Annotated in this window: 25 protein-coding genes and 1 tRNA gene; 23 read left to right on the top strand and 3 right to left on the bottom strand. The window is 67.1% G+C overall.

Going from position 1 to position 25,683, the window contains the following annotated elements; translation table 11 throughout:
• Positions 1-7 precede the first annotated feature (7 nt).
• Positions 8-634, top strand: coding sequence for a hypothetical protein (locus tag J7U46_RS04785; protein ID WP_282823683.1), 627 nt, complete (start codon positions 8-10; stop codon positions 632-634).
• Between the two features lie 4 nt (positions 635-638).
• Here the strand turns inward: J7U46_RS04785 and J7U46_RS04780 are convergent, their stop codons facing one another.
• The gene (locus J7U46_RS04780) at positions 639-1,403 is read right to left on the bottom strand and encodes a protein phosphatase 2C domain-containing protein (RefSeq protein WP_282823682.1); all 765 of its coding nucleotides are present in this window, start codon (positions 1,401-1,403) and stop codon (positions 639-641) included.
• Between the two features lie 65 nt (positions 1,404-1,468).
• Here J7U46_RS04780 and J7U46_RS04775 point away from each other — a divergent pair, with 65 nt between their 5' ends.
• Positions 1,469-1,672 carry a YdcH family protein gene (locus J7U46_RS04775; RefSeq protein WP_282823681.1) on the top strand — a complete coding sequence of 68 codons (204 nt, stop codon included), beginning with the start codon at positions 1,469-1,471 and terminating at the stop codon, positions 1,670-1,672.
• Positions 1,673-1,744: 72 nt separating this feature from the next.
• On the top strand, positions 1,745-3,712 hold the full coding sequence (locus J7U46_RS04770) for an ATP-dependent DNA helicase (protein WP_282824980.1): 1,968 nt from the start codon (positions 1,745-1,747) through the stop codon (positions 3,710-3,712).
• 51 nt (positions 3,713-3,763) lie between these two features.
• Here J7U46_RS04770 and J7U46_RS04765 read toward each other — a convergent pair whose 3' ends face one another.
• Positions 3,764-4,627 carry an outer membrane protein assembly factor BamD gene (locus tag J7U46_RS04765; RefSeq protein WP_282823680.1) on the bottom strand — a complete coding sequence of 288 codons (864 nt, stop codon included), beginning with the start codon at positions 4,625-4,627 and terminating at the stop codon, positions 3,764-3,766.
• A gap of 56 nt (positions 4,628-4,683) precedes the next feature.
• On the opposite strand from J7U46_RS04765, the gene J7U46_RS04760 reads away from it, so the two are divergent.
• From J7U46_RS04760 to J7U46_RS04665, 20 genes are all read left to right on the top strand, one after another.
• The gene (locus tag J7U46_RS04760) at positions 4,684-5,676 is read left to right on the top strand and encodes an RluA family pseudouridine synthase (RefSeq protein WP_282823679.1); all 993 of its coding nucleotides are present in this window, start codon (positions 4,684-4,686) and stop codon (positions 5,674-5,676) included.
• Positions 5,677-5,963: 287 nt separating this feature from the next.
• Entirely contained in the window at positions 5,964-6,734 is a 771-nt protein-coding gene (scpB, locus tag J7U46_RS04755; protein WP_282823678.1) for an SMC-Scp complex subunit ScpB, read from the top strand.
• Complete coding sequence (locus tag J7U46_RS04750; protein WP_282823677.1) at positions 6,731-8,713, top strand: pseudouridine synthase; 1,983 nt, start codon at positions 6,731-6,733, stop codon at positions 8,711-8,713. The genes scpB and J7U46_RS04750 overlap by 4 nt, the downstream gene beginning before the upstream one ends.
• A 105-nt stretch (positions 8,714-8,818) precedes the next feature.
• Positions 8,819-9,244, top strand: a complete 426-nt coding sequence (gene ndk, locus J7U46_RS04745) for a nucleoside-diphosphate kinase (protein ID WP_282823676.1) — start codon at positions 8,819-8,821, stop codon at positions 9,242-9,244.
• 45 nt (positions 9,245-9,289) lie between these two features.
• Entirely contained in the window at positions 9,290-10,426 is a 1,137-nt protein-coding gene (gene rlmN, locus J7U46_RS04740) for a 23S rRNA (adenine(2503)-C(2))-methyltransferase RlmN (RefSeq protein WP_282823675.1), read from the top strand.
• Positions 10,427-10,447: 21 nt separating this feature from the next.
• The gene (pilW, locus tag J7U46_RS04735; protein ID WP_282823674.1) at positions 10,448-11,278 is read left to right on the top strand and encodes a type IV pilus biogenesis/stability protein PilW; all 831 of its coding nucleotides are present in this window, start codon (positions 10,448-10,450) and stop codon (positions 11,276-11,278) included.
• 10 nt (positions 11,279-11,288) lie between these two features.
• Positions 11,289-12,188, top strand: a complete 900-nt coding sequence (locus J7U46_RS04730; RefSeq protein WP_282823673.1) for a helix-turn-helix domain-containing protein — start codon at positions 11,289-11,291, stop codon at positions 12,186-12,188.
• A gap of 18 nt (positions 12,189-12,206) precedes the next feature.
• Positions 12,207-13,493, top strand: coding sequence for a flavodoxin-dependent (E)-4-hydroxy-3-methylbut-2-enyl-diphosphate synthase (ispG, locus tag J7U46_RS04725; protein WP_282823672.1), 1,287 nt, complete (start codon positions 12,207-12,209; stop codon positions 13,491-13,493).
• Positions 13,494-13,505: 12 nt separating this feature from the next.
• Entirely contained in the window at positions 13,506-14,804 is a 1,299-nt protein-coding gene (gene hisS / locus J7U46_RS04720; protein ID WP_282823671.1) for a histidine--tRNA ligase, read from the top strand.
• Between the two features lie 39 nt (positions 14,805-14,843).
• Positions 14,844-15,512, top strand: a complete 669-nt coding sequence (locus J7U46_RS04715; RefSeq protein WP_282823670.1) for a tetratricopeptide repeat protein — start codon at positions 14,844-14,846, stop codon at positions 15,510-15,512.
• Positions 15,509-16,660, top strand: coding sequence for an outer membrane protein assembly factor BamB (gene bamB, locus J7U46_RS04710; RefSeq protein ID WP_282823669.1), 1,152 nt, complete (start codon positions 15,509-15,511; stop codon positions 16,658-16,660). The genes J7U46_RS04715 and bamB overlap by 4 nt, the downstream gene beginning before the upstream one ends.
• A gap of 54 nt (positions 16,661-16,714) precedes the next feature.
• A complete protein-coding gene (der, locus tag J7U46_RS04705; RefSeq protein WP_282823668.1) occupies positions 16,715-18,055 on the top strand; it encodes a ribosome biogenesis GTPase Der in 1,341 nt (446 codons plus the stop codon).
• Between the two features lie 85 nt (positions 18,056-18,140).
• Entirely contained in the window at positions 18,141-18,389 is a 249-nt protein-coding gene (gene hfq, locus J7U46_RS04700; protein WP_282823667.1) for an RNA chaperone Hfq, read from the top strand.
• A gap of 48 nt (positions 18,390-18,437) precedes the next feature.
• On the top strand, positions 18,438-19,697 hold the full coding sequence (hflX, locus tag J7U46_RS04695) for a GTPase HflX (protein WP_282823666.1): 1,260 nt from the start codon (positions 18,438-18,440) through the stop codon (positions 19,695-19,697).
• A 44-nt stretch (positions 19,698-19,741) separates the two neighbouring features.
• Positions 19,742-20,968, top strand: coding sequence for an FtsH protease activity modulator HflK (gene hflK, locus J7U46_RS04690; RefSeq protein ID WP_282824978.1), 1,227 nt, complete (start codon positions 19,742-19,744; stop codon positions 20,966-20,968).
• A 17-nt stretch (positions 20,969-20,985) separates the two neighbouring features.
• Positions 20,986-21,894, top strand: coding sequence for a protease modulator HflC (hflC, locus tag J7U46_RS04685; protein ID WP_282823665.1), 909 nt, complete (start codon positions 20,986-20,988; stop codon positions 21,892-21,894).
• A 24-nt stretch (positions 21,895-21,918) separates the two neighbouring features.
• On the top strand, positions 21,919-22,107 hold the full coding sequence (locus tag J7U46_RS04680) for a DUF2065 domain-containing protein (protein ID WP_282823664.1): 189 nt from the start codon (positions 21,919-21,921) through the stop codon (positions 22,105-22,107).
• Between the two features lie 114 nt (positions 22,108-22,221).
• Positions 22,222-23,385 carry an ATP phosphoribosyltransferase regulatory subunit gene (locus tag J7U46_RS04675; RefSeq protein ID WP_282823663.1) on the top strand — a complete coding sequence of 388 codons (1,164 nt, stop codon included), beginning with the start codon at positions 22,222-22,224 and terminating at the stop codon, positions 23,383-23,385.
• A 45-nt stretch (positions 23,386-23,430) separates the two neighbouring features.
• Positions 23,431-24,765 carry an adenylosuccinate synthase gene (locus tag J7U46_RS04670; protein WP_282823662.1) on the top strand — a complete coding sequence of 445 codons (1,335 nt, stop codon included), beginning with the start codon at positions 23,431-23,433 and terminating at the stop codon, positions 24,763-24,765.
• Positions 24,766-24,823: 58 nt separating this feature from the next.
• Entirely contained in the window at positions 24,824-25,345 is a 522-nt protein-coding gene (locus J7U46_RS04665) for a phosphoribosyltransferase (RefSeq protein WP_282823661.1), read from the top strand.
• A gap of 183 nt (positions 25,346-25,528) precedes the next feature.
• Here J7U46_RS04665 and J7U46_RS04660 read toward each other — a convergent pair.
• Positions 25,529-25,613 (bottom strand) — tRNA-Leu (locus J7U46_RS04660).
• Positions 25,614-25,683: the final 70 nt, after the last annotated feature.

Below are 25,683 nucleotides of genomic sequence, written 5' to 3'. Positions count from 1 at the left end.
CCGGCCGATGCAACTCCGAAGCCTCGCGATTCCCTTCCTGGTGCTGGCCCTGGCTGCCTCGCAGGCCTCGGCCCGCCCGGCCGAGGACGACGGCAGTGAACGGGCGCGCCTGCGTCGTCAGCAGCATGAGCTGGAGGCCCGCCATGCGGAGCGCCTGGCCGAATGCGCCAAGCGCTTCGAGGTCAACAAGTGCCGCGACAAGGCCATGGCCGAGCACCGTGCCAGCCTCCAGCCACTGCTGGAACGCGAGCGTTCGCTGGATGAGGAACTGCGCGCCAACCGCGCGCTGAGCCAGTCGCTGCGCAGCTCGGTGCGACAGGCGGCCGATGTAGCCTCTGCGCCTGCCTCCCGCGCGGCCACCCGCGCGGCCAGCCATTCGTCAGCGCCAGCACCGCATGTGGTGCGCGATCCTGCGGCTCAGGCGGCGCGCAAGGCTGCACAACTGCAGAAGGACGAGGAGCAGGCTGCCGAGCGCGTGCGCCAGGCTCGCCAACGGCAGGCCACGATGGAGGCCCATGCCAAGGCCGTACAGGAGCGCAACGCGCGTCGATCCAGCAAGCCGGCGGCCGGTCTCCCGGTGCCGAGTGCGGCCTCGATTGCCGCGCTGCCAGCGGCCTCGGCCGCCAGCCGCTGAGCGATCAGCTGATCGGGTCGAGCCTGATCAGGCTCATCGAGAGGTTGTCGCCGCCGCCCTTGGCGCGCTGACGGGCCTTGCTGATCAGCAGTTCGGCCGCTTCGCGCGGCGGCAGGCTGTGCACCACGGTGCCGAGCTCGCGCTCGTTGTAGTAGTGCCAGAGGCCGTCGCTGCAACTGAGCAGGCTGTCGCCGATCTCGAGGCGCTCGATCTGGTCTTCGGTGGGTGTGGGGTCCTGCACCGTGCCCAGGCAGCCGGTCAGCAGGTTGGACTGTGGATGGCTGATCGCCTCGTCTTCGGTGATCTGGCCTTCGTCGACCAGGCGCTGCACATAGGAATGGTCCAGCGTGCGCTTGATCATGTTTGGACCGCGGAACAGGTAGATGCGCGAGTCGCCGGTGTGAATCCAGTAGCAGCGGCGGTCGGCCGCCACCAGGAAGGCGGCGATGGTGCTGTGCGGCTCTTCCTCGGTGGACAGGGCCGTCAGCTTGATCATCAGGTGCGCTTCAGAGACCAGCTGGCGCAGCAGCTCGGCCGGGTTTTCCTCATCGGGCACGAAGCGGTCGAACAGCTGGTGGGCCGTCATCACGACCTGGTCGGCAGCCTTGCGGCCGCCGCTCTTGCCGCCCATGCCGTCGGCCAGCACCGAGAGCACCCAGCCCGGCGCGCGCGGATGGCTGATCACCTCGACCTGGTCCTGTTGGTAGAGACGATCGCCCCGGTGTGTGCCAGTGGCGGCATTGAGCCTGAAACCCGGAGTGCGTGTCATGCGTGGACTGGAACAAATTCCAAGAGGGCGTTGGGCCAAAACTATAATCGGGAACCCGAGCCGCCATGGATGAACAACTTCACTCGCTGTCGCGCCGCCTGATCGAGCTTCGCATCGAGCATGCCGATCTGAACGGCATGATCGACCGCCTGGCCGAACAGCTGCCGCTGGACGAGCTGGCCCTGCAAAGGCTCAAGAAGCGCCGCCTGGCGCTGCGCGACCAGATCGCGCGCCTGGAGTTGGCCTGCGACCCCCAGGAACCCGCCTGACTTGGACCCCCATTGATTCCTGAACTCACCGATCTCGCCGGTGCCGAGCCGCCCAGCGAGCTGGAGCAATGGGTGGCCGCCGCCTTCGATGCCGGCGGCCCGCTCGCCCGTGCCGACGAGGGCTATTCGCCGCGCCCGCAGCAATTGCAGATGACGGCGGCCGTGGCCCGCGCGGTCGCCCGGCGCGAAACCCTGGTGGTGGAGGCGGGCACCGGCGTCGGCAAGACCTTCGCTTACCTGGTGCCGGCCCTGCTGTCCGGCAGCCGGGCCTTGATCAGCACGGCCACCAAGAATCTGCAGGACCAGCTGTTCTTCCGCGACCTGCCGCGCTTGTGCGAGGCCCTGCATGTGCCCGTGCGTACGGCACTCCTGAAAGGGCGCGGCAGCTATCTCTGCACGCATCGCCTCAAGCAGGCACGCCACAGCGCCGAGTTGCCGGATCGCCGCTCGGTGCTGGCCTTGTCGCGCATCGAGCGCTGGGCCCAGCAGACGGGCAGCGGCGACTTTGCCGAGCTCGAGGGCCTGGACGAGCGCTCGCCCGTCATTCCCATCGTCAGCTCCACCCGCGACAACTGCCTGGGCTCCGAATGCCCCGACTACCGCGACTGCTACGTCGTCAAGGCGCGGCGAGAGGCGATGGAGGCGGACATCGTGGTCGTCAACCATCACCTGTTCTTTGCCGACCTGGCGCTGCGCGAGAGCGGCGTGGCCGAGCTGCTGCCTTCGGTGGAGCTGGCGGTGTTTGACGAGGCGCACCAGCTGGCCGAGGTGGGCGTGCAGTTCCTCGGCACGATGCTCGGCACGGCGCAAATGATTGACTTCGCCCGCGACGTGCTGGGCCAGGGCCTGGCGCAGGCGCGCGGCCTGCAGGACTGGCAAGGGCTGCAGGGGCGACTGGAGCTGGCGGCGCGCGAGCTGCGTCTGGCTTGCGCTGGACCGCTTTCTGGCAATGGGCGCGAGGTCCGCGGCCTGCTCAAGCTGGCCTGGAAGGAGCGTGCCGAGCGGCCCGGCTTTGCCGAGGCCTTGGGCGAGGTGGCCGACGCCGCCCGCCTGGCGCGCGAGACCCTGGCCACGGTGATGGACAGCTCGCCCGACTTCCAGCGCCTGCACGAGCGGGCCGAGCAGCTGGAGAAGCTGGCTCAGGGCTTTGCGGACAAGGCCGAGGAGGGGGCGGTGCGCTGGATCGACCTGAGCCCGCAGCAGGCCCGCCTCGTCGAGTCGCCGCTGGACATCCGCCAGGCCATGCAGGAGCAACTGGCCGGCCCGCCCAAGGCTTGGGTCTTCACCTCGGCCACACTGGGCGACGACGAGCACCTGACCTGGTTCACCGAGCCGGCGGGCCTGGACGACGCGACCGTGTTGCGCGTCGGCAGCCCCTTCGACTACGCCGGCAATGCGCGGCTTTACATCCCGCGCCGCTTCCCCAAGCCGAGCGAGCCCGACCATCCGGCCGAGGTGGCGGCCCTGGCCGCCCGCTGTGCGCGGGAGCTGGGCGGGCGGACCTTTGTGCTGACTACCACGCTGCGCAACCTGCAATCCATCGGCGATGCCTTGCGCCAGAGCTTCGAGGAGCAGGGGGACAGCATCCGCGTGCTGCAGCAGGGCACGGCCACCAAGCGCGTGCTGCTGGCGCAGTTCATGGCCGACCCGCGCGCCGTGCTGGTCGGCTCGGCCAGCTTCTGGGAAGGCATCGACGTGCCCGGCGATGCCTTGCAATGCGTGCTGATTGACAAACTGCCGTTCCCACCGCCGAACGACCCGCTGGTCGAGGCGCGCGTTCAGCGGCTGGAGGCATCGGGCCGCAATGCCTTTGCCGACTATTTCATCGCCGAGGCGGCGATTGCGCTGAAGCAGGGCGGTGGCCGGCTGATACGCAGCGAGCGCGACCGGGGCTTGCTGGTCGTCTGCGACCCGCGCATGGCGGGCATGAATTACGGCCGGCGCCTGCGCGAGGCCCTGCCACCGATGACGCGCCTGGCGGAGGAGGGTGAGGCGCTCGATTGGCTGAACGAACTGGCGGCCGCCCACGAGCCGCTATGAAAAAAGCGCGTGCCAGGCACGCGCTTTTGCTGGGTCAGGCCGCTCGCCGGATCACCAGAACTTCCACCAGGCCTTCTTCTTGTCGGTGCTGTTCTCGGCCAGGTACTTGCTCTGCGGGAAGCTCTTGCTCAGCACGCGCTGGGCATCGGCGCTCAGCGACTTGAGGCCCAGCTTGTCGTAGCTCTGGGTCATCAGGTACAGGGCTTCTTCGACGGCCGGGGCGGTCGGGAATTCCGTCACCGCATTCTGGGCACGGCTGGCCGCCGCCACGAAGGCATTGCGGTTGAAGTAGTAGCGCGCCACGTGGACCTCGTAGGTCGCCAGCGTGTTGGTGATGAAGTCGATGCGGACCTTGGCGTCCTCGGCGTACTTGGAATTCGGGTACTGGTCCACCAGTTGGCGGAAGGCCAGCAGGGCATCGCGCGAAGCCTGCTGGTCGCGCTCGGCGACGTCCTGGCTGGCCAGGCGGCCGAACAGGCCCAGGTCTTCGTTGAAATTGACCACGCCCTTCAGGTACAGCGCATAGTCGATGGCCGGACTGGACGGGTTCAGCTTGATGAAGCGGTCCAGCGCGGTCACGGCGGCTGCGCGCTCGCTGCTCTTGTAGTTGGCCCAGGCCAGGTCCAACTGGGCCTGCTGCGCCATCAGCGTGCCGGCGGCGCGGCCTTCGATCTTTTCCAGCGACTTGATCGCCCGGTCATAGGCGCCGCCCTCGAGATCGGACTTGGCCTCTGCGTACAATTTGTCCAGGCTGGCCTGGGAATTCGGATCGTCCTTGGGGTCGGTCGAGCAACCCGCCAGTACCAGCGCGGCAGCGCCTACCAGCCAGAGGGCCAGACGGCCACCACTCGACAGCGACAGCTGCTTGGACGACGCTTGCTTGGGGCTCAGATGCCCCAGCGATTTTTCACTCATGATCCCGAGGGGCTGGCGTCGCCGACCCTGTGCAGAGAAATAGGAACGGCGATTATATGGATCAGCTCAGCCCCGACTGGGAGAGCACAGCGGGCAGCGACGAAGTCGAGGCCGAAGACCAGGTTGAATGCCGCCGCGCCGAGGCGCCGCCGGCCTGGCACGGTCAGCGGCTGGACCGCTGTCTGGTCGAGATGGCTCCGGAGTTCTCGCGCAATCACCTGCAGTCGTTGATTGAGCGCGGTTGCGTTCGCGTCAACGGCCAGGTCATGGCCACCGCCTCGCGCAAGCTGCAGGCCGGCCAGCGGGTGGAGGTCGAGCTGCAGCCCACGGCCGAGAGCCGGGCCTTCCGGGCCGAGCCGATGAATCTGCCCACCGTCTACGAAGACGAGCACCTGCTGGTGCTGAACAAGCCGGCCGGTGTGGTGGTGCATCCAGCCGCCGGCAACTGGTCAGGCACGATCATGAACGGCTTGCTGGCCCATCACGCGGTGGCAGCCACGCTGCCGCGTGCCGGCATCGTCCACCGGCTGGACAAGGACACCTCGGGCCTGATGGTGGTGGGCAAGACGCTGGAGGCGGTCACGGCGCTGACCCGCATGATCGCGGCGCGGGAGGTGCATCGCGAGTACCTGGCCCTGGTCCATGGCCGCATGGCGGCGCCGCTCGAGATCGATGCGCCGCTGCGCCGCGATCCGGTCTCGCGTGTGAAGATGGCCGTGCTCGCCACCGGCAAGCCCTCGCGCACCGATGTGTTACCGCTCGGTACCGAGACCTGGCAGGAGCGCGTCATCACCGCCGTGCATTGCGTGCTGCACAGCGGCCGCACGCACCAGATCCGCGTGCACCTGGCCTCGCGGGGGCATCCGCTGGTGTCCGATGTGTTGTACGGCGGCGCCCTGGCCTTGGGCCTGGCGCGCCAGGCTCTGCATGCGGCGCGCCTCAGCCTGGCGCATCCGATCACGGGCGCGGCTCTGGTCTTCGAGGCGCCGCTGCCCGCCGATCTGCAGGCCGCGTGGCAGGCCCTGGGTTTGCCCGAGCCCAGGCTCTGAGAGGCCGTCGCCTGGAGGAGGCTACAATGGCAGCCGAACGATGCGACCCTTGTCGCGACCAGCCCTTGGGGGCCGGGTCTCGCGCCGCATCGAAACCGCCGAGCATGCTGCCGCTGAACCTGGATGGGTTCACTCCCAAGCGCTCGGCACCCGCCCCGACGTTGCCACCTCCGCGCTGTGAGAATCGCGGCGCAGGCGCAGCCCCACGGGCCCGAGTAGAAGTACCGTCCGCCAGCAAGACTGGCGGGCCCACCGTCGTCAAACCACGGGAACGCTGACGAGAGTCAATGAATACACAGGATGCAAAGCGCGTCCTCGAGACCGCGCTGATTTGCGCCCAGCAGCCCCTGACCCTGCGTGAGCTGCGAACGCTGTTCGCCGATGAACTCGGCGCCGATACCTTGCGCAGCCTGCTCGACGAGTTGGTGCGCGACTGGGAAGGTCGCGGCGTGGAGCTCGTGCCGGTGGCCAGTGGCTGGCGCTTCCAGAGCCGCCCCGAGCTGCGCGATTACCTCGACCGCCTGCACCCGGAGAAGCCGCAGCGCTACTCGCGAGCGGTGCTTGAGACGCTGGCCATCATTGCCTACCGCCAGCCGGTGACGCGCGGCGATATCGAGGACATCCGTGGCGTCGTGGTTTCCAGCCAGATCATCAAACAGCTCGAGGACCGCGGCTGGATCGACGCCATCGGCCACCGCGAGGCCCCGGGTCGCCCGGCGCTGTACGCCACGACCCGCCAATTCTTGGATGACCTCGGGCTGTCCAGTCTTGAGCAATTGCCGGCCCTCGAAGCGGGTGGCCAGCCGCTCGCCGGGCTGGAGCTGCCGCCGGAGGTCCAGGCCTCGCTGCTGGACGAGGCGGCGGCCGAACCGGCTGCGGATGCGCCAGCCGAGGTTTCGGCCGAGCTGACAGCTGAGGCTGCCGCAGAAGCCGGCGCTCCCGAATCCGATCCCATTTCTTCTTCAGAGGCGCTGCCGCCCAGCGACGACGCCCTGCCACCGCCGGCCCCGCCGGCCCCTGAGTCTGACGACGCCACCACGGCGCAAGCTGACGCATGAACAACGACACCAACAACCCTGCCGATCTGCCCGCTGGCGATGCCGCGCCCCAAGAGGCTGCCGCCCCCAAGCGACGCCGCAGCCCGGCCAAGACCGCCGCCCCGGTGACCGAGGCCGCTGCCGAAGCGCCGGCGGCTGAAGCCGAGCAGGCCAAGCCCGCCAAGCCGCGCGCACCGCGCAAGACGGCCGCGGCCAAGGCGGCCGAGGCTGCGGAAGCCGCCGAGGCGCCCGTCGCCGCCGTGACCGAGGAGGCGCCTGCGCCCAAGCGCCGCGCGCCGCGCAAGACGGCTGCCGCCGCTGCGGGCGAGGCTCCTGAGGCGCCGGCTCCGGTCGAAGCGCCCACGCCGCCGGCCGCACCGCCGCCGGATGATGGTGGTGATTCAGCAGGCGCCGATGAAGGTCAGGGCGCCGAGGCCTCCGGCGAGTTCGGCGACGAGCGTGGTGGCCGTGGCCGCAACCGCCGCCGTGGCCGCAAGGGCCGGGGCGAGGGCGGCGAAGGCCAGCCTGCGCCGGCAGCGGGTCAGGGCGACAAGTACGAATCGGTCGAGATGGCCGTGCCGGTCGAGCCCGAGGTGAAGGCGGCTGTCGGTGAGCTGTTCGCCGAAGTCCTGGCCGGCGGCTTTGACGGCGACGAAGAGCCGCCCGAACTGGCCGAAGGCGAAGAAGTGGCCGACACCAAGCGTGTGTTGGCCGCCGACCCCGACGCGCCCAAGCTGCAGAAGGTGCTGGCCCAGGCCGGCGTCGGTTCGCGCCGCGACATCGAGGACATGATTGCCGAGGGCAAGATCGAGGTGAACGGCGAGGTGGCCCACATCGGCCAGCGTATCTCCTTCGGCGACCGCGTCAGCGTCGCCGGCAAGCAGATCCGCGTGCGCATCACGCCGCCGGCGCCGCGCATCCTGGCGTATCACAAGCCGGTCGGCGAGGTCGTCACCTTCAACGACCCGGAAGGCCGTCCCACCGTGTTCCGCCGCCTGCCCAAGCTGCAGAACGGCAAGTGGCAGTCGGTTGGTCGCCTGGACCTGAACACCGAAGGCCTGCTGCTGTTCACCAACAGCGGCGAACTGGCCAATCAGCTGATGCATCCGCGCTTCGGCGTGGAGCGCGAGTACGCCGTGCGCGTGCTGGGCACGCTGACGCCGGATCAGACGGCGCGCCTGCTGGAGGGTGTGGACATCGAGGGCCAGAAGGCCCAGTTCAAGAGCATCGAAGACGGTGGTGGCGAAGGCGTCAACCACTGGTACCGCGTGGTCATCACCGAAGGCCGCAACCGCGAAGTGCGCAAGCTCTTCGACAAAGTGGGCCTGGCTGTCAGCCGCCTGATGCGCATCCGCTATGGCACCGTGGTGCTGCCGCGCGGCCTGAAGCGCGGCGTCTGGGTCGAGCTCGGTGACGACGACGTGCGCATCATCCGCCGCCTGGCCGGCCATGTGCGCCATGAGCGTGGTGAGCGCGGCGAGCGCGGTGAGCAACAGGGCGGCAAGCAGCAGCGCGGGCCCGATGACAAGCGCGGCAACAGCAAGCGCCGCGCCGATGGTCGTCAGGCCGGCGTGGGCCCACGCCCGAGCCGCCCCGAGCCCGCGCAGCGTCCGCAGCAGGAGCCGCGCTACGAGGAGCCGCGGTCGCGTTCGCATGACGACGATGACGACGACTTCGTGCCGCGCAACATCAACCCGCTGGAGCAGACCTTCGATCGTCGCTTCGCTACCGGCAGCAAGCGCATTCCGCAGGGCTTTGGTGCCGGCGGCAGCGCCCCGGATCAGCCGCAAGGCGGCCGCGGTCGTGGCAAGGGCGATGGCCCGCGCGAACCCGATCCCATGCAGACCTCGGTTGGCTACATCGGCGGCGACGCCTTCCTGCGCCGTGGCGGCCGGGGTGGCGGCGGTGGTGGTGGTCGCAGCGGCGGTGGTGGCGGTGGCCGAAGTGGCGGCGGCGGTGGCCGTTCTGGCGGCGGCAATTTCGGCGGTCGCAAGCGCTAAAAGCCCGGGATCCGTTAGTCGATGGGGAGTCTTTGTCAACAGAGACTCACCCTGAGAGGCTACAATCCGACGCTTTGCCCCATCCTCAAATTCCAGGAGAAAACCATGGCGATCGAACGCACCCTTTCCATCATCAAGCCCGATGCCGTGGCCAAGAACGTCATCGGCCAGATCTACGCCCGTTTTGAAGCCGCCGGCCTGAAGGTCGTGGCCGCCAAGATGGTGCATCTGTCGCAAGGCGAAGCCGAAGCTTTCTACGCCGTGCACAAGGCCCGCCCGTTCTTCAAGGACCTGGTCTCCTTCATGGTCTCCGGCCCGGTGATGATCCAGGCCCTGGAAGGCGAAGGCGCCATCCTGAAGAACCGCGACCTGATGGGAGCCACCGACCCGAAGAAGGCCGAGAAGGGCACGATCCGCGCCGACTTCGCTGACAGCATCGACGCCAACGCCGTCCACGGCTCTGACGCCGCTGAAACGGCAGCGCAAGAAATTGCCTTCTTCTTCCCCGGCATGAACGTCTACTCGCGTTGATGGACCCACCCCCGCAGCCGATGCGGGGGTCTGCAAGGAACGACGATGGACTCGGTCAATCTGCTCGGTTTTGATCTCGACGGGCTGGCCGCGTACTGCGAGCAGCTGGGTGAGAAGCGCTTCCGCGCCACCCAGCTCTTCCGCTGGATCCATCAAAAGGGCGCCTCTGACTTTGCTCAGATGAGCGACCTGGCCAAGTCGCTGCGCGACAAGCTGGCCTCCCGGGCGCATATCGCTGCGCTGCCGGTCATTTCAGAACATCTCTCCTCCGACGGCACGGTCAAATGGCTGTTCGACGTCGGTGGTGGCAATGCCGTCGAGGCCGTCTTCATTCCCGAAGACGACCGAGGCACGCTGTGCGTGTCCAGCCAGGCCGGTTGCGCCGTGGGCTGCCGCTTCTGTTCCACCGGCCACCAAGGCTTCAGCCGCAACCTCGAGACGGCCGAGATCACCGCCCAGCTCTGGTTTGCCGAGCACAGCCTGCGCAAGCGCCTCGGCACCGAGGAACGCGTCATCAGCAACGTGGTGATGATGGGCATGGGCGAGCCGCTGCAGAACTACAGCGCCCTGATCCCGGCACTGCGCACCATGCTGGACGACCATGGCTACGGCCTCTCGCGGCGCCGCGTGACGGTCTCGACCTCGGGCGTCGTGCCCATGATCGAGCGCCTGCGCGAAGACTGCCCGGTGGCTTTGGCCGTGAGCCTGCATGCGCCGAACAACCCGCTGCGCGATCAGCTGGTGCCGCTGAACAAAAAATACCCGATTGCCGAGCTGCTGGCGGCTTGCAACAGCTACCTGGACAAGGCGCCGCGCGACTTCATCACCTTCGAGTACTGCATGCTGGACGGCGTGAACGACACGCCCGAGGCTGCGCGCGAGCTGGTAGCGCTGGTCAAGGGCAAGGTGCCCTGCAAGCTCAACCTGATCCCGTTCAATCCCTTCCCGGCCTCGGGCCTCAAGCGCAGCTCGAACGAGCGGGTCAAGGCCTTTGCCGAGGTGCTGATCCAGGCCGGCATCGTCACCACGGTGCGCAAGACCCGCGGCGACGACATCGACGCCGCTTGCGGCCAGCTGGCCGGCGAAGTGCAGGACCGCACCAAGGTCCATGTGCGCATGGTGCGCGCCCCGGTGCAACCCCATTCTGTGAAATCGGGTAAACCGGGTTCGGCCGGCGGCTGATTGCGCCTACCATCCGCGCCTATGAACAAGCACCTCGACAAGCTGATTCGTGCCGCCGGCGCTATCGCGCTGGCTGGTCTGGTGGTGGGCTGCGCGGGTACGCAGCAAGGCGGCGGCGCTGCGGCGCCCAGTGGTGGCACGGGCAATGTGCCGCGCACGGACTTCGACCGCACCGACATTGACCGCCGCGCCAATGTGCGCATGGACCTGGCCTCGGGCTATTTCGCCGGCGGCCAGTACGGCACGGCGCTGAACGAGGTCAAGCAGGTGCTGGCGATCAAGCCCGACATGACCGAGGCCCTGACGCTGCGCGCCCTGATCTACGCCGCCCTCGGCGAGACCAGCCTGGCTGACGACAGCTTCAAGCGCTCGCTGCAACTGGCGCCGCGCGACCCCGACACGCTGCACAACTACGGCTGGTTCCTGTGCCAGCTCAAGCGCTGGAACGAGGCCACGGCCCAGTTCGAGCAGGCGCTGGCCCAGCCGCAGTACCGCGGCCCGGCGCGCACCTGGCTGGTCAAGGGTGTCTGCGAGGCGCGCGCCCAGCAGCCGGCCGAGGCCGAGCGCAGCCTCTTGAAGGCCTTCGAGCTCGACCCTGCCAATCCGGCCACATCCATCAACCTGGGTGAGGTGCTGCTGCGCAGCGGCCAGGCCGAGCGTGCGCGCTTCTACGTCAAGCGCGTCAACGCCAATGCCGAGCAGAGCAATTCGCAGAGCCTGTGGCTGGCGCTGCGCATCGAACGGCGCCTGAGCAATTCCACGGCGGTCAGCGAGCTGGCCCAGGAACTTCGCAAGCGCTTCCCGCAATCTCCCGAGACAACGGCACTGGACAATGGACGTTTCGATGACTGAGGGGGAGCGCATGGATTCCACCGTTGGCGAGGCGCCGGTCGCCGCGCCCACGCCGCGCACGGCGGGAGCATGGCTGCGCCAGGTCCGCCAGGCCCAGGGCATGCACATTGCCATGTTGGCCGCCACGCTGAAGGTGCCGCAGGCCAAGCTGGATGCGTTGGAGAACGACCGCTACCAGGACCTTCCCGATCCCACCTTCATCCGCGCACTGGCGCTGGCCATGTGCCGGGCATTGAAGGTCGATCCGGCCACGGCGCTGGCCCTGCTGCCGCGCGTGCAGGACCCGGAGCTCGAGCGCGTGTCGCGTGGGCTCAACCAGCCGTTCCGCGAACGTGCCACCCGCGACGAGGCGCTGAGCCTCGACCTGCTCAAGCGCCCGGTGCTGTGGGTGCCCTTGCTGTTGCTGGCCGCTGCCGCTGCCGTTTATCTGCTGCCGGCCAACTGGCTGGATCAGTTCACGAAGCCCTCCGCCGCAGCGAGTGAGCAGATCGTCCAGCCTGAAGCACCAGCGTCGGCGCCCAGCCTGGTGGCCGAGCCTGCTTCGGCCATTCCCCAGCCGCAGCAGCAGAACCTTGCCGCGTCCGAGCCCGCGCCGCAACCCAAGCTGGAGGCCGTGGTGGCCGCGCCTGTCGCTCAGGCCTCGGTGCCGCAAGCGAAGGTCGCAGCCGCCGGCCAGGCGCCGCTGGTCATCAAGGCCAGTGCAGACTCCTGGGTCGAGGTGACGGATGCCCAGGGTCAGGTCCTGCTGTCCAAGCTGCTGCGCCGTGACGAGGTGGCCGAGTTGGCCGTCCAGACCCCGGTGAAGCTGCGCATCGGCAATGTGGCCGGTACCAGCGTGAGCCTGCGCGGCAGTGCCGTGAATCTGGCGGCCCAGGCCAGCAACAATGTGGCGCGCCTGGAACTGAACTGAGATTGCTTGGGTTGAGAGATGAGTGAGAACGTCGCGTCGCTGCGCCCCCTGGAAGAAGCCATTGCCGCCGCCCGCGCCGGCCGCCGCCTGACGCGCCAGGCGCAAGTGAAATGGGGCAGCCGCCTGGTGACGGTGGGCGGTGATGCGCCGGTGCGCGTGCAGTCCATGACCAACACCGACACGGTGGACGCCATCGGCACGGCCATCCAGGTCAAGGAGCTGGCGATTGCCGGCTCGGAGATGGTACGCATCACGGTCAACACGCCCGAGGCGGCCGAGGCCGTGCCGCACATCCGCGAACAGCTGGACCGCATGGGCATCGACGTGCCCCTGGTCGGCGATTTCCATTACAACGGCCACCGCCTGCTGACCGAGCATCCGGCGATGGCCCAGGCGCTGTCCAAGTACCGCATCAACCCCGGCAACGTGGGCAAGGGCGACAAGAAAGACCGCCAGTTCGCCATGATGATCGAGGCGGCGATGAAGTACGACAAGGTCGTGCGCATCGGCGTCAACTGGGGCAGCCTGGACCAGGAACTGCTCGCGTCCATGATGGACGAGAACGCCCAGCGGGCCGAGCCCTGGGACGGCCAGCAGGTCATGTACCAGGCGCTGATCCAGTCGGCGCTCACCTCGGCCAGCTATGCCCGCGAGCTGGGCATGAACCCCGACAACATCATCATCAGCTGCAAGGTCAGCGGCGTGCAGGACCTGATCTCGGTCTACCGCGCCCTGAGCGCGCGCTGCGACTACGCCTTGCACCTGGGCCTGACCGAAGCTGGCATGGGCACCAAGGGCACGGTGGCTTCGAGCGCGGCCCTGGCCGTGCTGCTGCAGGAAGGCATTGGCGACACCATCCGCGTGTCCCTCACGCCCCAGCCCGGCGAGGCTCGCACGCAGGAAGTGGTGGTGGCTTCAGAGATCCTGCAATCTCTGGGTCTGCGTGCGTTCAACCCGAGCGTCACCGCCTGCCCCGGCTGCGGTCGCACCACCAGCACCACCTTCCAGGAGCTGGCCAAGCAGATCGACGATTTCCTGCGCGAGCAGATGCCGGTCTGGCGCAAGAAGTACCCGGGCGTCGAGAACATGAAGGTGGCCGTGATGGGCTGCATCGTGAACGGCCCGGGCGAGAGCAAGCATGCCGACATCGGCATCAGCCTGCCCGGCACCGGCGAAGCGCCGGCCGCCCCGGTTTTCATCGACGGCCAGAAGGCGCTGACCCTGCGCGGCGAGAACATCGCCAGCGAGTTCCATGCGCTGGTCGAGAACTACATCGAGAAGCGCTTCGGCACCGTTGCGGCCTGAAGCGGACACCCCATGACAGAAACGAAGAAAGTGCAGCCGCTGCAGGCTGTGAAGGGCATGAACGACATCCTGCCGCCCGACTCGGCGCGCTGGGAGTGGCTGGAGGCCAAGATGCGCAGCGTGCTGCAGCGCTACGGCTACCAGAACGTGCGCACGCCCGTCGTCGAGCCCACGGCCCTGTTCGTGCGCGGCCTCGGCGAGGTCACCGACGTGGTCGAGAAGGAGATGTACGCCTTCGAAGACCGCATGAACGGGGATCAACTGGCCCTGCGCCCTGAGGGTACGGCCGGCGTGGTGCGCGCCATGATCGAGCACAGCTTCCTGCGCGAGGGCGGCAAGCGCCTGTACTACTTCGGCCAGATGTTCCGCCATGAGCGGCCGCAGAAAGGCCGCTACCGCCAGTTCCACCAGATGGGCATCGAGGCGCTGGGCTTTGCCGGTCCCGATGTGGATGCCGAGGTGATCCTGCTCGGCCGCACGCTGTGGCGTGAGCTGGGGCTGGTCGAGGGCCGCGACGTGGTGCTGGAGCTGAACTGCCTGGGCCAGGCCGACGAGCGCCGCGCCCACCGCGAGGCGCTGATCCAGTACCTCGAGCAGCACCAGGACGTGCTGGACGAGGAAGCCAAGCGCCGCATGTACACGAACCCGCTGCGCGTGCTCGACACCAAGAACCCGGCCATGCAGGCCATGGCCGAGGCGGCGCCCAAGCTGCTCGATTTCCTGGGTGCCGAGTCGCTGGCGCATTTCAACGGCGTTCGCACCATCCTCGACGCGGCCGGCCTGGCCTACCGCATCAACCCGCGCCTGGTGCGCGGCCTGGACTACTACAACCTGACCGTGTTCGAGTGGGTGACCGAGCGCCTCGGTGCCCAGGGCACGGTCTGTGCCGGTGGCCGTTACGACGGGCTGATCGAGCAGCTGGGCGGCAAGCCTGCGCCGGGCGTGGGCTTCGGCCTCGGCATGGAGCGTTTGCTTCTCTTGCTGGGCGAGGTCGGTGTCGACATCCCGGCGCAGTTGCCCGATGCCTACGCCATCGTGCCCACGGCAGAGCAGTTGCCCCAGGTCATGGCGGCGCTGGAACAACTGCGCGCGGCTGGCGTGGCCGTGGTCCTGCATCCGGGCCAGTCGAGCATGAAGTCGCAGTTCAAGAAGGCCGATGCCAGCGGCGCGGCCTTTGCGCTGGTCTTCGGACCCGACGAACTGGCGCGTGGCGAAGTGGCCGTCAAGCCGCTGCGCGATGAGGGCACGGCCCAGTACACCCGGCCCCTGGCCACGGCTGCCGAATGGGCGGCCGAATTGCTCCGCGCATAATCGCGGCTCTTCACCTTTTCTCTCAGAACATTCCCTGCCATGGCGTCGCATCTCGATCTTGAAGAACAAGAACAGCTGGACCAGCTGAAAGCTTTCTGGAAGCAGTACGGCAACCTGATTACCTGGGTGCTCACGCTGGTGCTGCTCGCTTTCGCCGGCTGGACCGGCTGGGGCTGGTGGCAGCGTGAGCAGGCCGTCAAGGCCACCGCGCTGTACGACGCGCTCGAAGCCGCCGAAAAGGCGGGCGACGCCGACAAGGCCAACCGTGCCTTTGCCGATCTGAAGGATCGCTATCCGCGCACCACCTATGCCGCCTTGGGCGCGTTGCTGGCTGCCAAGATGCAGTTCGACAAGGGTCAGACCGACAATGCCCAGGCCACGCTGGCCTGGGTGGCCGAGAACGGCGTCGAGTACCGAGAGCTGGCCAAGCTGCGCCTGTCCGGCCTGCAGATTGATGCCAAGCAGTACGACGCGGCAGCCAAGACGCTGGATGGGATCACTGCCCCTGACTATGCAGCCCTGGTGGCCGACCGTCGCGGCGACATTGCCGTGCTGCAAAACAAGCCTGAGGTGGCCAAGGCCGAGTACGCCAAGGCCTATGCCGGGCTGGACAAGCAGCTGGAGTACATCAAGCTGGTGGACGCCAAGATGTCTGCGCTCGGCACTCCTCCTGCCGAGGTCAAGCCCAAAGCAGAGGTGAAGCAATGATGAGCGTTCGCCGTCAAGCTTCGCGCGGCCTGGTGATGGCAGGCCTTGCCGCCGGTCTCATGGCCCTGCTGTCCGGCTGCGCTGTCTACGACTGGGTGATGCCGGCCAAGAAGAATCCGCTGGAGACCTTCACCGCGACGCTGAGCGGTAAGACCGCCTGGAACAGCCGCGTCGACAGCATCAAGTTCCCGCTCAATGTGGCGGTGGCCGGCGAGCGCATCGTCGTTGCCGACAGTGACGGCCTGGTGCAGGCCCTCAATGTGGCCAATGGCCAGTCGCAATGGCGCGGCGAGACCAAGGTCAAGCCTTCGGGCGCCGTGGGCAGCGACGGCCGCTTTGCGGCGCTGGTGTCGGTGGACAACGAGCTGGTCGTGCTCGATGCCGGCAAGAAGGTTTGGACCAAGACGCTGAACACGCCGGTCAAGACCGCGCCCCTGGTGGCCGGCGAGCGAGTTTTCGTGCTGACAGTGGACCGCCAGGTGCTGGCCTATGACGTGCTCGATGGCCGCAAGCTCTGGGAGCTGCGCCGCCCGGGCGAGCCGCTGACGCTGAACCAGGCCGGCGTGATCAATGCCTACAAGGACACGCTGGTGGTGGGACAGGGCCCGCGCCTGGCCGGCGTCGACCCGCTGAACGGCCAACTGCGCTGGGAAGCCAGCGTGGCCAGCCCGCGCGGCACCAACGAAGTTGAGCGCCTCGCTGACCTGGTTGGCCCGCTGGGTCGCAGCGGCGAGATGCTGTGCGCCCGTGCTTTCCAGGTGTCGGTAGGCTGCGTCAATGGCGAGCGCGGCACGGCGATCTGGAGCAGGAACAACTCGGGCCAGGTCGGCGTGTCGGCCGACGGCGATCTGCTAGTCGGTGCCGACGCCTCGGACCGCATCACGGCCTGGAAGGTCGCCAATGGCGACGTGGCCTGGACGGCTGACCAGCTGCAGAACCGCAAGCTGAGTGCGCCGCTGCTGACCGCCAAGGTGGCCGTGTTCGGCGACGGCGAAGGCTATGTGCATTTCCTCTCGCGTGAAACCGGCAAGACGCAGTTGCGCCTGGAGACTGACGGCTCGGCCATCGTCGCTGCACCTCAAGCGGTGGGCGGCCTGATCGTCGTCGTGACCGCCAAGGGCGGTGTGTTCGGCCTCAAGCTGAACTGAGCGGTGCTGCCGGCGCGCTGAATCGAAAACAACAACAAGAAGGAAGTACGCGCCATGAAGCCCGTAATCGCCCTGGTGGGCCGCCCCAATGTGGGCAAGTCCACGCTGTTCAACCGACTGACCAAGAGCCGCGACGCCATCGTCGCAGACTTCGCCGGCCTGACCCGCGACCGCCACTACGGTGACGGCCGCCTGGGCGACCGCGAGTTCATCTGCATCGATACCGGCGGCTTCGAGCCCGACAGCACCACCGGCATCGTCAAGGAAATGGCCAAGCAGACCCGCCAGGCCGTGGCCGAGGCGGACGTGGTGATCTTCGTGGTCGATATCCGGCTCGGCCTGTCGGGCCAGGACCAGGACATCGCGCGCTACCTGCGCACGGCCAACAAGCGCATCCTGCTGGCGGTGAACAAGGCCGAGGGCATGAGCGACTCGCCGCTGCTGGGCGAGTTCCATGAACTGGGCCTGGGTGAGCCGCACCCGATCTCCTCGGCCCATGGCCAGGGCATCCGCAGCCTGCTGGAGGCGGCGCTGGAGCCGTTCGAGAAGGCCGAGGACGAGTTCGGCGCCGGCCCCCAGGAAGACGGCGTGATTCGTCTGGCCGTGGCCGGCCGCCCGAATGTGGGCAAGAGCACCCTGATCAACACCTGGCTCGGTGAAGAGCGCCTGGTGGCCTTTGACATGCCGGGCACGACGCGCGACGCCATCGCGGTCGACTTCGAGCGCCATGGCCAGAAGTTCAAGCTGATCGACACCGCCGGCCTGCGCCGCAAGGGCAAGGTCTTCGAGGCCATCGAGAAGTTCTCGGTGGTGAAGACGCTGCAGGCGATTGCCGATGCCAACGTGGTGCTGCTGCTGGTCGATGCAACGCAGGGCGTGTCCGAGCAGGATGCCCACATCGCCGGCTATGTGCTGGACAGCGGCCGCGCCGTGGTGATCGCCGTGAACAAGTGGGATGCGGTCGACAAGTACCAGCGCGAGCAGCTGCAGCGCTCCATCGAGCAGCGCTTGGCCTTCCTGAAGTTCGCACCCATCCTCAACATCTCGGCGCTGAAGCGCCAGGGCCTCGGTCCCTTGTGGGATGCGCTGGCCTCGGCCTACAGCTCGGCCTTCAAGAAGATGACCACGCCGGTGCTGACCCGCCTGGTGCAGGAAGCCGTGCAGCACCAGACCCCCAAGCGCATCGGCGCCTTCCGCCCCAAGCTGCGCTATGCGCACCAGGGCGGCATGAACCCGCCCATCGTGGTCATCCACGGCAACTCGCTGGAAGGCATCACCGATGTCTACAAGCGCTACCTGGAAGGCCGCATCCGTGACCACTACAAGCTGGTCGGCACGCCGATGAAGATCGAGCTGCGCTCCTCCAAGAACCCCTTCGACGAGAAGAGCGCCTAGGGTTCTTACCGAGACTTTCAGCGCCCATTCAGCACCCTGTGTTAAGGTGGGCGCTCTTCCCACTCCCCACATCACGGAGCATATCGTGAGCAACAAAGGCCAACTCTTGCAAGACCCGTTCCTGAACCTGCTGCGCAAAGAGCATGTGCCCGTTTCGATCTACCTGGTCAACGGCATCAAGTTGCAAGGCCACATCGAATCCTTCGATCAATACGTGGTTCTGCTGCGCAATACCGTGACCCAAATGGTCTACAAGCACGCGATTTCCACCGTCGTGCCTGGCCGTGCGGTCAATTTCCACGCCAACGACGGCCAGGGCGAGACGCCCGCCTGACCGGCCTGACCCGGTCTGCGGGCTGAAGCCAGCCCAACAAGCAACACCTTGAGTTCTTCTACAAACTCTGCCGCGACGCCGCCCCCCGAGGCGGCGCGCGCCATTCTCGTGGGCGTCGATTTCGGTCGCGGCGCTGCTTTCGATCCCACGCTGGATGAGCTGGCCCTGCTGGCCGAATCGGCCGGCGACACGCCGGTGGCCCGCGTCATCGCCCGCCGCAAAGCGCCCGACGCGGCGCTCTTCGTCGGCTCGGGCAAGGCCGACGAGATCAAGCTGCTGGTGCAGGCCCACGAGGCCCACACCGTGCTGTTCGACCAGGCCATTTCACCGGCCCAGCAGCGCAACCTGGAGCGCCTGCTCGGTGTGCCGGTGGCTGACCGCACGGCCTTGATCCTCGAGATCTTTGCTGCCCGCGCGCAGAGCTTTGAAGGCAAGCTGCAGGTCGAGCTGGCGCGGCTGCAATACCTGGCCACGCGCCTGGTGCGGCGCTGGAGCCACCTGGAGCGCCAGAGCGGCGGCATCGGCATGCGCGGCGGCCCCGGCGAGGCCCAGATCGAGCTGGACCGCCGCATGATCGATGACCGCATCAAGGCCACCAAGGAGCGGCTCAAGAAGGTGCAGCGCCAGCGCAGCACCCAGCAGCGTGCCCGCCAGCGCAATGGCGTCTTCCGCGTCTCGCTGGTCGGCTACACCAATGCCGGCAAGAGCACGCTGTTCAATGCCCTCGTGAAGGCCCGCACCTATGCGGCCGACCAGCTGTTTGCCACGCTGGACACCACCACGCGCTCGCTCTACCTGGAGCAGGCCGGCACCAGCGTTTCGCTGTCCGACACCGTGGGCTTCATCCGCGACCTGCCGCACAAGCTCGTGGAGGCCTTCCGCGCCACGCTGCAAGAGGCGGCTGATGCCGACCTGCTTCTGCATGTGATCGACGCCGCCAGCCCGGTGCTGGATGAGCAACGCGAGGAGGTCGAGCGCGTGCTGGCCGAGATCGGCGCGGCCGACATTCCGCAGATCCTGGTCTACAACAAGCAGGACATGCTGGAAGAGAGTCAGCGCCCGCGCAGCCCGCAGGACTGGGTAGAGCGCGACGGCGGCGTGCGCACGCCACGTGTCTTCGTGAGCGCCCTGGACGGCAGCGGCCTCGATGTGCTGCGCGCCCAGATCGTCGAGGCGATGCGCGGGCAGAATGTCGGCTTGAATTTGCAAGACCTGACCCCAGCTGATGGGGCCGAGCATCTAGATGTACAAGACGAGGATGCAGCGGCCGCCACGGCGCCTTTCACCGAACAACAGGCAAGAGCATGAACACCATTGAGCCGAATGCGAACCGCCCGGCCCAGAGCGGATTGATGGCACGCGCAGGCCAGGCCCTGCGCTCGCAGGCCGGCCGCCTGCTGAACAACGGCCGCAACGACGGCCCGCCTGATCTGGACGAACTCTGGCGCGACTTCAACCGCAAGCTCTCCGGCATGTTCGGTGGCGGCGGCAAGCGCGGCTCCGGCAGCGACGGCGGCAATGGCGGCAACAACAATTTCCAGCCCGACATGAAGAGCGCCGGCATCGGTGCCGGCCTGATCGCCGGCGTGGTGGCCCTCGCCTGGCTGGGCAGCGGCCTTTTCATCGTGCAGGAAGGCCAGCAGGCTGTGGTCACGACCTTCGGCAAGTACAGCAAGTCGGTCGGTGCCGGCTGGCAATGGCGCCTGCCTTATCCGATCCAGGCCCATGAGACCGTGGCCGTGACGCAACTGCGTTCGGTCGAGGTGGGCCGCAGCAACCTGGTGCCAGCCACCGGCCTGCGCGACTCGTCCATGCTGACGCAGGACGAGAACATCGTCGACATCCGCTTTACCGTGCAGTACCTCTTGAAGGACGCGCGCGACTTCCTGTTCGAGAACGCCAACCCCGAGGCCGCCGTCATGCAGGCTGCCGAGTCGGCGGTGCGCGAGATCGTCGGCAAGAGCAATATGGACTCGGTGCTGTACGAGCAGCGCGACGCCATTGCCGCCGAGTTGATCAAGTCGGTGCAGGCCCAGCTGGACCGCCTGAAGGCCGGCATCATCGTCAAGAACGTCAACGTGCAGCAGGTGCAGGCGCCCGAGCAGGTGCAGGCCGCTTTCGATGATGCCTTCAAGGCGACGGCCGACCGCGAGCGCGCGAAGAACGAAGGCCAGGCCTATGCCAATGACGTGATTCCGCGTGCCCAGGGCGAGGCGGCCAAGCTGCGTGAGCAGGCCGAGGGCTACAAGGCCCGCGTGGTCGCCGAGGCCGAGGGTGATGCCCAGCGCTTCAAGAGCGTGCTGGCCGAGTACCAGAAGGCGCCGGCCGTGACCCGCGACCGGCTCTACATCGACACGATGAAGCAGGTCTACTCCAACGTCAGCAAGGTGATGGTGGACAGCCGCAACAATTCGAACCTGCTCTACCTGCCGCTGGACAAGCTGCTGCAGCAAGGCAGTGGCACGGTGACAGCCAGCCCGCCCACGCCGGTCGTCAGCACCGAGGCGGCGCCTGCGCTGGGCAATTCCGATGTTCGTTCGCGTGATGGTCTGCGCAGCCGCGACCGCGATGGCCGCTGAGCGAGGAAGCTGAAATCATGAACCGCATCGTCACCCTCGTTGCCTTCGCCCTGGCCGCCTTCATGCTGGCCAGCTCCACCCTGTTTGTTGTCGACCAGCGCCAGTTCGCCGTCGTCTATGCGCTGGGCGAGATCAAGGAAGTCATCAGCGAGCCTGGCCTGAAGGTCAAGGCGCCGCCGCCGTTCCAGAACGTGGTGTTCCTGGACCGCCGCATGCAGACGCTGGACAGCCCCGAGTCGCGCCCCATCTTCACCGCCGAAAAGAAGAGCCTGGTGATCGACTGGCTGGTCAAGTGGCGCATCTCCGAGCCGCGCCAGTTCATCCGAAACAACGGCACCGATATCCGCAACGTCGAGAACCGCCTGAGCCCCATCGTGCAGGCCGCGCTGAACGAGGAAGTGACCAAGCGGACCGTGCGCGCCATGCTGGCCACCGAGCGCGAGAAGGTCATGACCGACGTGCGCCAGCGCCTGCAGGACGAGGCCAAGCAATTCGGTATCGAGATCGTCGACGTGCGTGTCAAGCGTGTGGACTTCTCCGGCAGCATCACCGATTCGGTCTACAGCCGCATGAAGTCGGAGCGCCAACGCGTGGCCAACGAGCAGCGCTCGACCGGTTTGGCCGATGGCGACAAGATCAAGGCGGACGCCGACAAGCAGCGCGAAGTGATCGTCGCCGAGGCCTACCGCGACGCGCAGAAGCTGATGGGTGAGGGCGACGCCAAGGCCTCGGCCATCTACGCCGAGTCTTTTGGCCGCGACCCGAACTTCGCCCAGTTCTATCGCAGCCTGCAGGCCTACCGCGCCAGCTTCAAGAACAAGTCCGATGTGATGGTCGTCGATCCGAGCAGCGACTTCTTCAAGGCCATGCGTGGCAGCGGCGCCAATGGTGCTGCACCGGCCGCACCCGCTGCGCCGCGCAAGTAATCAGCGGCCCGCCCTTTGCCGGCCATGTCGGACCTGCTGCTGGGTGCACTGGCCTTGATGCTGGTGGTGGAAGGGCTGCTGCCCTTCCTGAGTCCCAAGCTGTGGCGCGAGGTCTTCTCTCGGGTGCTGGCCATGAGTGATGGCCAGATCCGCTTCATCGGCCTGTCCAGCATGCTCTCGGGTTTGCTGCTGCTCTACCTGAACTGGCCCTGACGCGGCCGCTGTTTGGTGGGCGCTTTGCACGGATGAAGTCTGCCGGTGGTACGGCGCTGTTCGGCGGCGCCCGGCAGGCCGGTACAATGCGCTTTTAACCCCCCTCGAAAGTCCATGAGCTCTGCTTGGCTGCTGCCCGAGCACATTGCCGACGTCCTGCCGTCCCAGGCGCGCCGCATCGAAGAACTGCGGCGTGAGTTGCTGGACATGGCCCGTGGCTACGGCTGCGAACTGGTCATGCCGCCGCTCTTGGAGCACCTGGACTCCCTGCTGTCCGGCGCCGGGCGCTCGCTCAACCTGAAGACCTTCAAGCTGGTCGATCAGCTGTCTGGTCGTAGCCTGGGCCTGCGCGCCGACACCACGCCGCAGGTCGCGCGCATCGACGCACATCTGCTCAACCGCGCCGGTGTGACGCGCCTTTGCTACTGCGGCCCGGTGGTTCATACCCGCCCGGCCGGCCCGCATGCCTCACGCGAACCGCTGCAACTGGGCATCGAGATCTACGGCCATGCTGGCCTCGAAGCCGATCTGGAAGTTCAGGAGCTGGCGCTGGATGCACTGCGCCGTGCCGGCCTGGTCGGCATCACGCTGGACCTCGGCGACGCCCGCATCCTGCAAGGTGTGCTGGGTGACGTGCAGTTGCCGGCTGATCAACTCGAAGCCATTGGCGCCGCGCTGGCGGCCAAGGATCAGGCCGAGCTGGCGAGCCTGTGTGCCGGCTTGCCGGCCGCGGTGGCGCAGGGCCTGCTGGCCTTGCCGAGCCTCTATGGCGGCATCGAGGTGCTGGAGCAGGCACGCAAGCGTCTGCCGGCCCATCCGTTGATTGAAGCCGCGTTGGCCGATCTGGCCTGGCTGGCCAAGCATCTGGCCCAGACTCATCCCGAGGTGCTGCTGGGCTTTGACCTCGCGGACGCGAGCGGCAACGAGTACTACACCGGCGCCCGTTTTGCGCTCTACGCCGAAGGCTGCAGCGATGCGGTGCTTCGTGGCGGGCGCTATGACGAGGTGGGCGCGGTGTTCGGCCGACGCCGTCCAGCCGTCGGCTTCAGTGCCGACCTGAAGACCCTTGTCAGCCTGGCGCCGGCCAGCCCCTTGCGGGCAGCGGTGCGGGCCCCCTGGGGCGAGGATCCGGGCCTGCGCGCGGCGATCCGCCGGCTGCGCGAGCAAGGCGAGACCGTGGTGTGCGTGCTGCCCGGGCACGAGCACGAAGGCGACGAATTCGACTGCGACCGCGAACTGGTCCAGGTCGGCTCTCAATGGGCGGTGCGGGCTCTCTGAAGCTCTAGCGTCGCCAACAGCAATTCAAGTAGGAACGAGAAAATCATGCAAAGCGAAATCGCGCGCGGTCGCAATGTGGTCGTGGTCGGCACCCAGTGGGGCGACGAAGGCAAGGGCAAGGTCGTCGACTGGCTGACCGATCACGCCGAGGGCGTGGTGCGCTTCCAGGGCGGCCACAACGCCGGCCACACGCTGGTGATCAAGGGCGTCAAGACGGCGCTGCAACTGATCCCCTCGGGCATCATGCGCGACGGCGTGGCCTGCTACATCGGCAACGGCGTGGTGGTCGATCCGACCCATCTGCTGGGCGAGATCGAGCGCCTGGAAAAGGCCGGCGTCGAAGTGCGTTCGCGCCTCTTCATCAGCGAGTCCTGTCCGCTGATCCTGCCCTTCCATGTGGAAGTGGACAAAGCCCGCGAAGCCCTGCGTGAGAGCAGCGGCAGCGGCAAGATCGGCACCACGGGCAAGGGCATTGGCCCGGCCTACGAAGACAAGGTGGCGCGCCGCGCGCTGCGCGTGCAGGACCTCAAGCACCCGGACCGCTTCGCCAAGAAGCTGCGCGAACTGCTGGAGCTGCACAACTTCGCGCTGAATGGCTATCTGAAGGCGAAGACGCTGGAGTTCCAGCCCATCTTCGACCAGGCCATGAAGATGGCGGACCTGCTGAAGCCCATGATGGCCGACGTGGGCTACCTGATCCACAAGGCCCACAAGGCCGGCGCCAACATCCTGTTCGAGGGCGCGCAAGGCACGCTGCTGGACATCGACCACGGCACCTACCCGTATGTCACCTCGAGCAACTGCGTGGCCGGCAATGCCGCCGCCGGTGCCGGCGTCGGCCCGCAGATGCTGCACTACATGCTGGGCATCACCAAGGCCTACACCACGCGCGTCGGCTCGGGCCCGTTCCCGACCGAGCTGGAGTGGGAAAAGGAAGGCACGGTCGGCTACCACCTGTCGACCGTGGGCCAGGAGAAGGGCACCGTGACCGGCCGCGCCCGCCGCTGCGGCTGGCTGGATGCCGCCGCCCTGAAGCGCTCCATCATCATCAACGGCATCACCGGCCTGTGCATGACCAAGCTGGACGTGCTGGACGGCCTCGTCGAGATCAAGATGTGCGTGGGCTACGAGCTGAACGGCAAGACCATCGACATCCTGCCGCTGGACGGCGACGAGATCACGGCCTGCGTGCCGGTCTATGAAACCTTCCCCGGCTGGACCGAGACCACCTTCGGCGTGACCGAATGGGAGAAGCTGCCGCTGAACGCCCGCCGCTACCTGGAGCGTGTCAGCGAGGTGATCGGCGCGCCCATCGCCATGGTCTCGACCGGCCCGGACCGCGAACACACCATTCTGTTGCAACACCCGTACAAGGCCTGAGGCCGAGACCGGTAGCAAGCCCCGACACTAGCAATCACCGAATCAGGAGAAGTTCCCCATGTTGACCGACGACGGCAAGCACTTGTATGTGTCCTGGGACGAGTACCACCTGCTGACCGAGCGCCTGGCGCTGAAGGTCCATGCCTCGGGCTGGCAGTTCGACCAGATCCTTTGCCTGGCCCGCGGTGGCATGCGGCCCGGCGACGTGCTCTCGCGCGTGTTCGACAAGCCGCTGGGCATCATGTCCACCAGCTCGTACCGCGCCGAGGCCGGCACCATCCAGGGCCGCCTGGATATCGCCAAGTACATCACCATGCCCAAGGGCGAGTTGGCCGGCCGCGTGCTGCTGGTGGACGACCTGGCGGACTCCGGCGTGACGCTGAAGGCCGTGGTCGAGCGCCTGCGCGGCATGCCTTCGATCACCGAACTGCGCTCGGCCGTGATCTGGACCAAGTCGGTCTCGACCTACACGCCCGACTACTACGTCGAGATGCTGGAGACCAGCCCCTGGATCCACCAGCCGTTCGAAGAGTACGACGGCATGGGCCCGGAAGCGCTGGCCAAGAAGTTCAGCGTCTGAGGGCAGTCACGATGACGCAGCAACAAGCCGAGCAGAACATCGGCTTGCCGGCTGCTGTTCTTCGTCGCACAAAGCAGAAAGCCAGCACGCGAGTGCTGGCTTTTGTCGTTGATGGCACTGCCGCTTTCAAGCGCGCAGGCCACAAATGCAAAGAGCCAGCACGCTGTGCTGGCTCTTACAATTTGGTGCCCAGAAGAGGACTCGAACCTCCACGGAGTTACCCGCTAGTACCTGAAACTAGTGCGTCTACCAATTCCGCCATCTGGGCTAGTTTGCGAGTCGCTTAGTTTTAGTTTCTAAGCGATTTGCATTTCAGGAAAGACTAGGATTCTATCATC

Origin of the sequence: Pelomonas sp. V22 (assembly GCF_030014915.1) — a bacterium.
Lineage (GTDB): Bacteria > Pseudomonadota > Gammaproteobacteria > Burkholderiales > Burkholderiaceae_C > JAUASW01.
Note: the sequence above shows the minus strand (reverse complement) of the source record. Positions and strands in the feature narration are given on the sequence as shown.

Excerpts from the sequence above, each read along its gene's own strand:
- J7U46_RS04785 (WP_282823683.1), top strand. The coding sequence starts at position 8 with ATGCAACTCCGAAGCCTCGCGATTCCCTTCCTGGTGCTGGCCCTGGCT.
- J7U46_RS04780 (WP_282823682.1), bottom strand. The coding sequence starts at position 1,403 with ATGACACGCACTCCGGGTTTCAGGCTCAATGCCGCCACTGGCACACAC.
- J7U46_RS04775 (WP_282823681.1), top strand. The coding sequence starts at position 1,469 with ATGGATGAACAACTTCACTCGCTGTCGCGCCGCCTGATCGAGCTTCGC.
- J7U46_RS04765 (WP_282823680.1), bottom strand. The coding sequence starts at position 4,627 with ATGAGTGAAAAATCGCTGGGGCATCTGAGCCCCAAGCAAGCGTCGTCC.
- J7U46_RS04760 (WP_282823679.1), top strand. The coding sequence starts at position 4,684 with ATGGATCAGCTCAGCCCCGACTGGGAGAGCACAGCGGGCAGCGACGAA.
- scpB (WP_282823678.1), top strand. The coding sequence starts at position 5,964 with ATGAATACACAGGATGCAAAGCGCGTCCTCGAGACCGCGCTGATTTGC.
- J7U46_RS04750 (WP_282823677.1), top strand. The coding sequence starts at position 6,731 with ATGAACAACGACACCAACAACCCTGCCGATCTGCCCGCTGGCGATGCC.
- ndk (WP_282823676.1), top strand. The coding sequence starts at position 8,819 with ATGGCGATCGAACGCACCCTTTCCATCATCAAGCCCGATGCCGTGGCC.
- rlmN (WP_282823675.1), top strand. The coding sequence starts at position 9,290 with ATGGACTCGGTCAATCTGCTCGGTTTTGATCTCGACGGGCTGGCCGCG.
- pilW (WP_282823674.1), top strand. The coding sequence starts at position 10,448 with ATGAACAAGCACCTCGACAAGCTGATTCGTGCCGCCGGCGCTATCGCG.
- J7U46_RS04730 (WP_282823673.1), top strand. The coding sequence starts at position 11,289 with ATGGATTCCACCGTTGGCGAGGCGCCGGTCGCCGCGCCCACGCCGCGC.
- ispG (WP_282823672.1), top strand. The coding sequence starts at position 12,207 with ATGAGTGAGAACGTCGCGTCGCTGCGCCCCCTGGAAGAAGCCATTGCC.
- hisS (WP_282823671.1), top strand. The coding sequence starts at position 13,506 with ATGACAGAAACGAAGAAAGTGCAGCCGCTGCAGGCTGTGAAGGGCATG.
- J7U46_RS04715 (WP_282823670.1), top strand. The coding sequence starts at position 14,844 with ATGGCGTCGCATCTCGATCTTGAAGAACAAGAACAGCTGGACCAGCTG.
- bamB (WP_282823669.1), top strand. The coding sequence starts at position 15,509 with ATGATGAGCGTTCGCCGTCAAGCTTCGCGCGGCCTGGTGATGGCAGGC.
- der (WP_282823668.1), top strand. The coding sequence starts at position 16,715 with ATGAAGCCCGTAATCGCCCTGGTGGGCCGCCCCAATGTGGGCAAGTCC.
- hflK (WP_282824978.1), top strand. The coding sequence starts at position 19,742 with ATGGCACGCGCAGGCCAGGCCCTGCGCTCGCAGGCCGGCCGCCTGCTG.
- hflC (WP_282823665.1), top strand. The coding sequence starts at position 20,986 with ATGAACCGCATCGTCACCCTCGTTGCCTTCGCCCTGGCCGCCTTCATG.
- J7U46_RS04680 (WP_282823664.1), top strand. The coding sequence starts at position 21,919 with ATGTCGGACCTGCTGCTGGGTGCACTGGCCTTGATGCTGGTGGTGGAA.
- J7U46_RS04675 (WP_282823663.1), top strand. The coding sequence starts at position 22,222 with ATGAGCTCTGCTTGGCTGCTGCCCGAGCACATTGCCGACGTCCTGCCG.
- J7U46_RS04670 (WP_282823662.1), top strand. The coding sequence starts at position 23,431 with ATGCAAAGCGAAATCGCGCGCGGTCGCAATGTGGTCGTGGTCGGCACC.
- J7U46_RS04665 (WP_282823661.1), top strand. The coding sequence starts at position 24,824 with ATGTTGACCGACGACGGCAAGCACTTGTATGTGTCCTGGGACGAGTAC.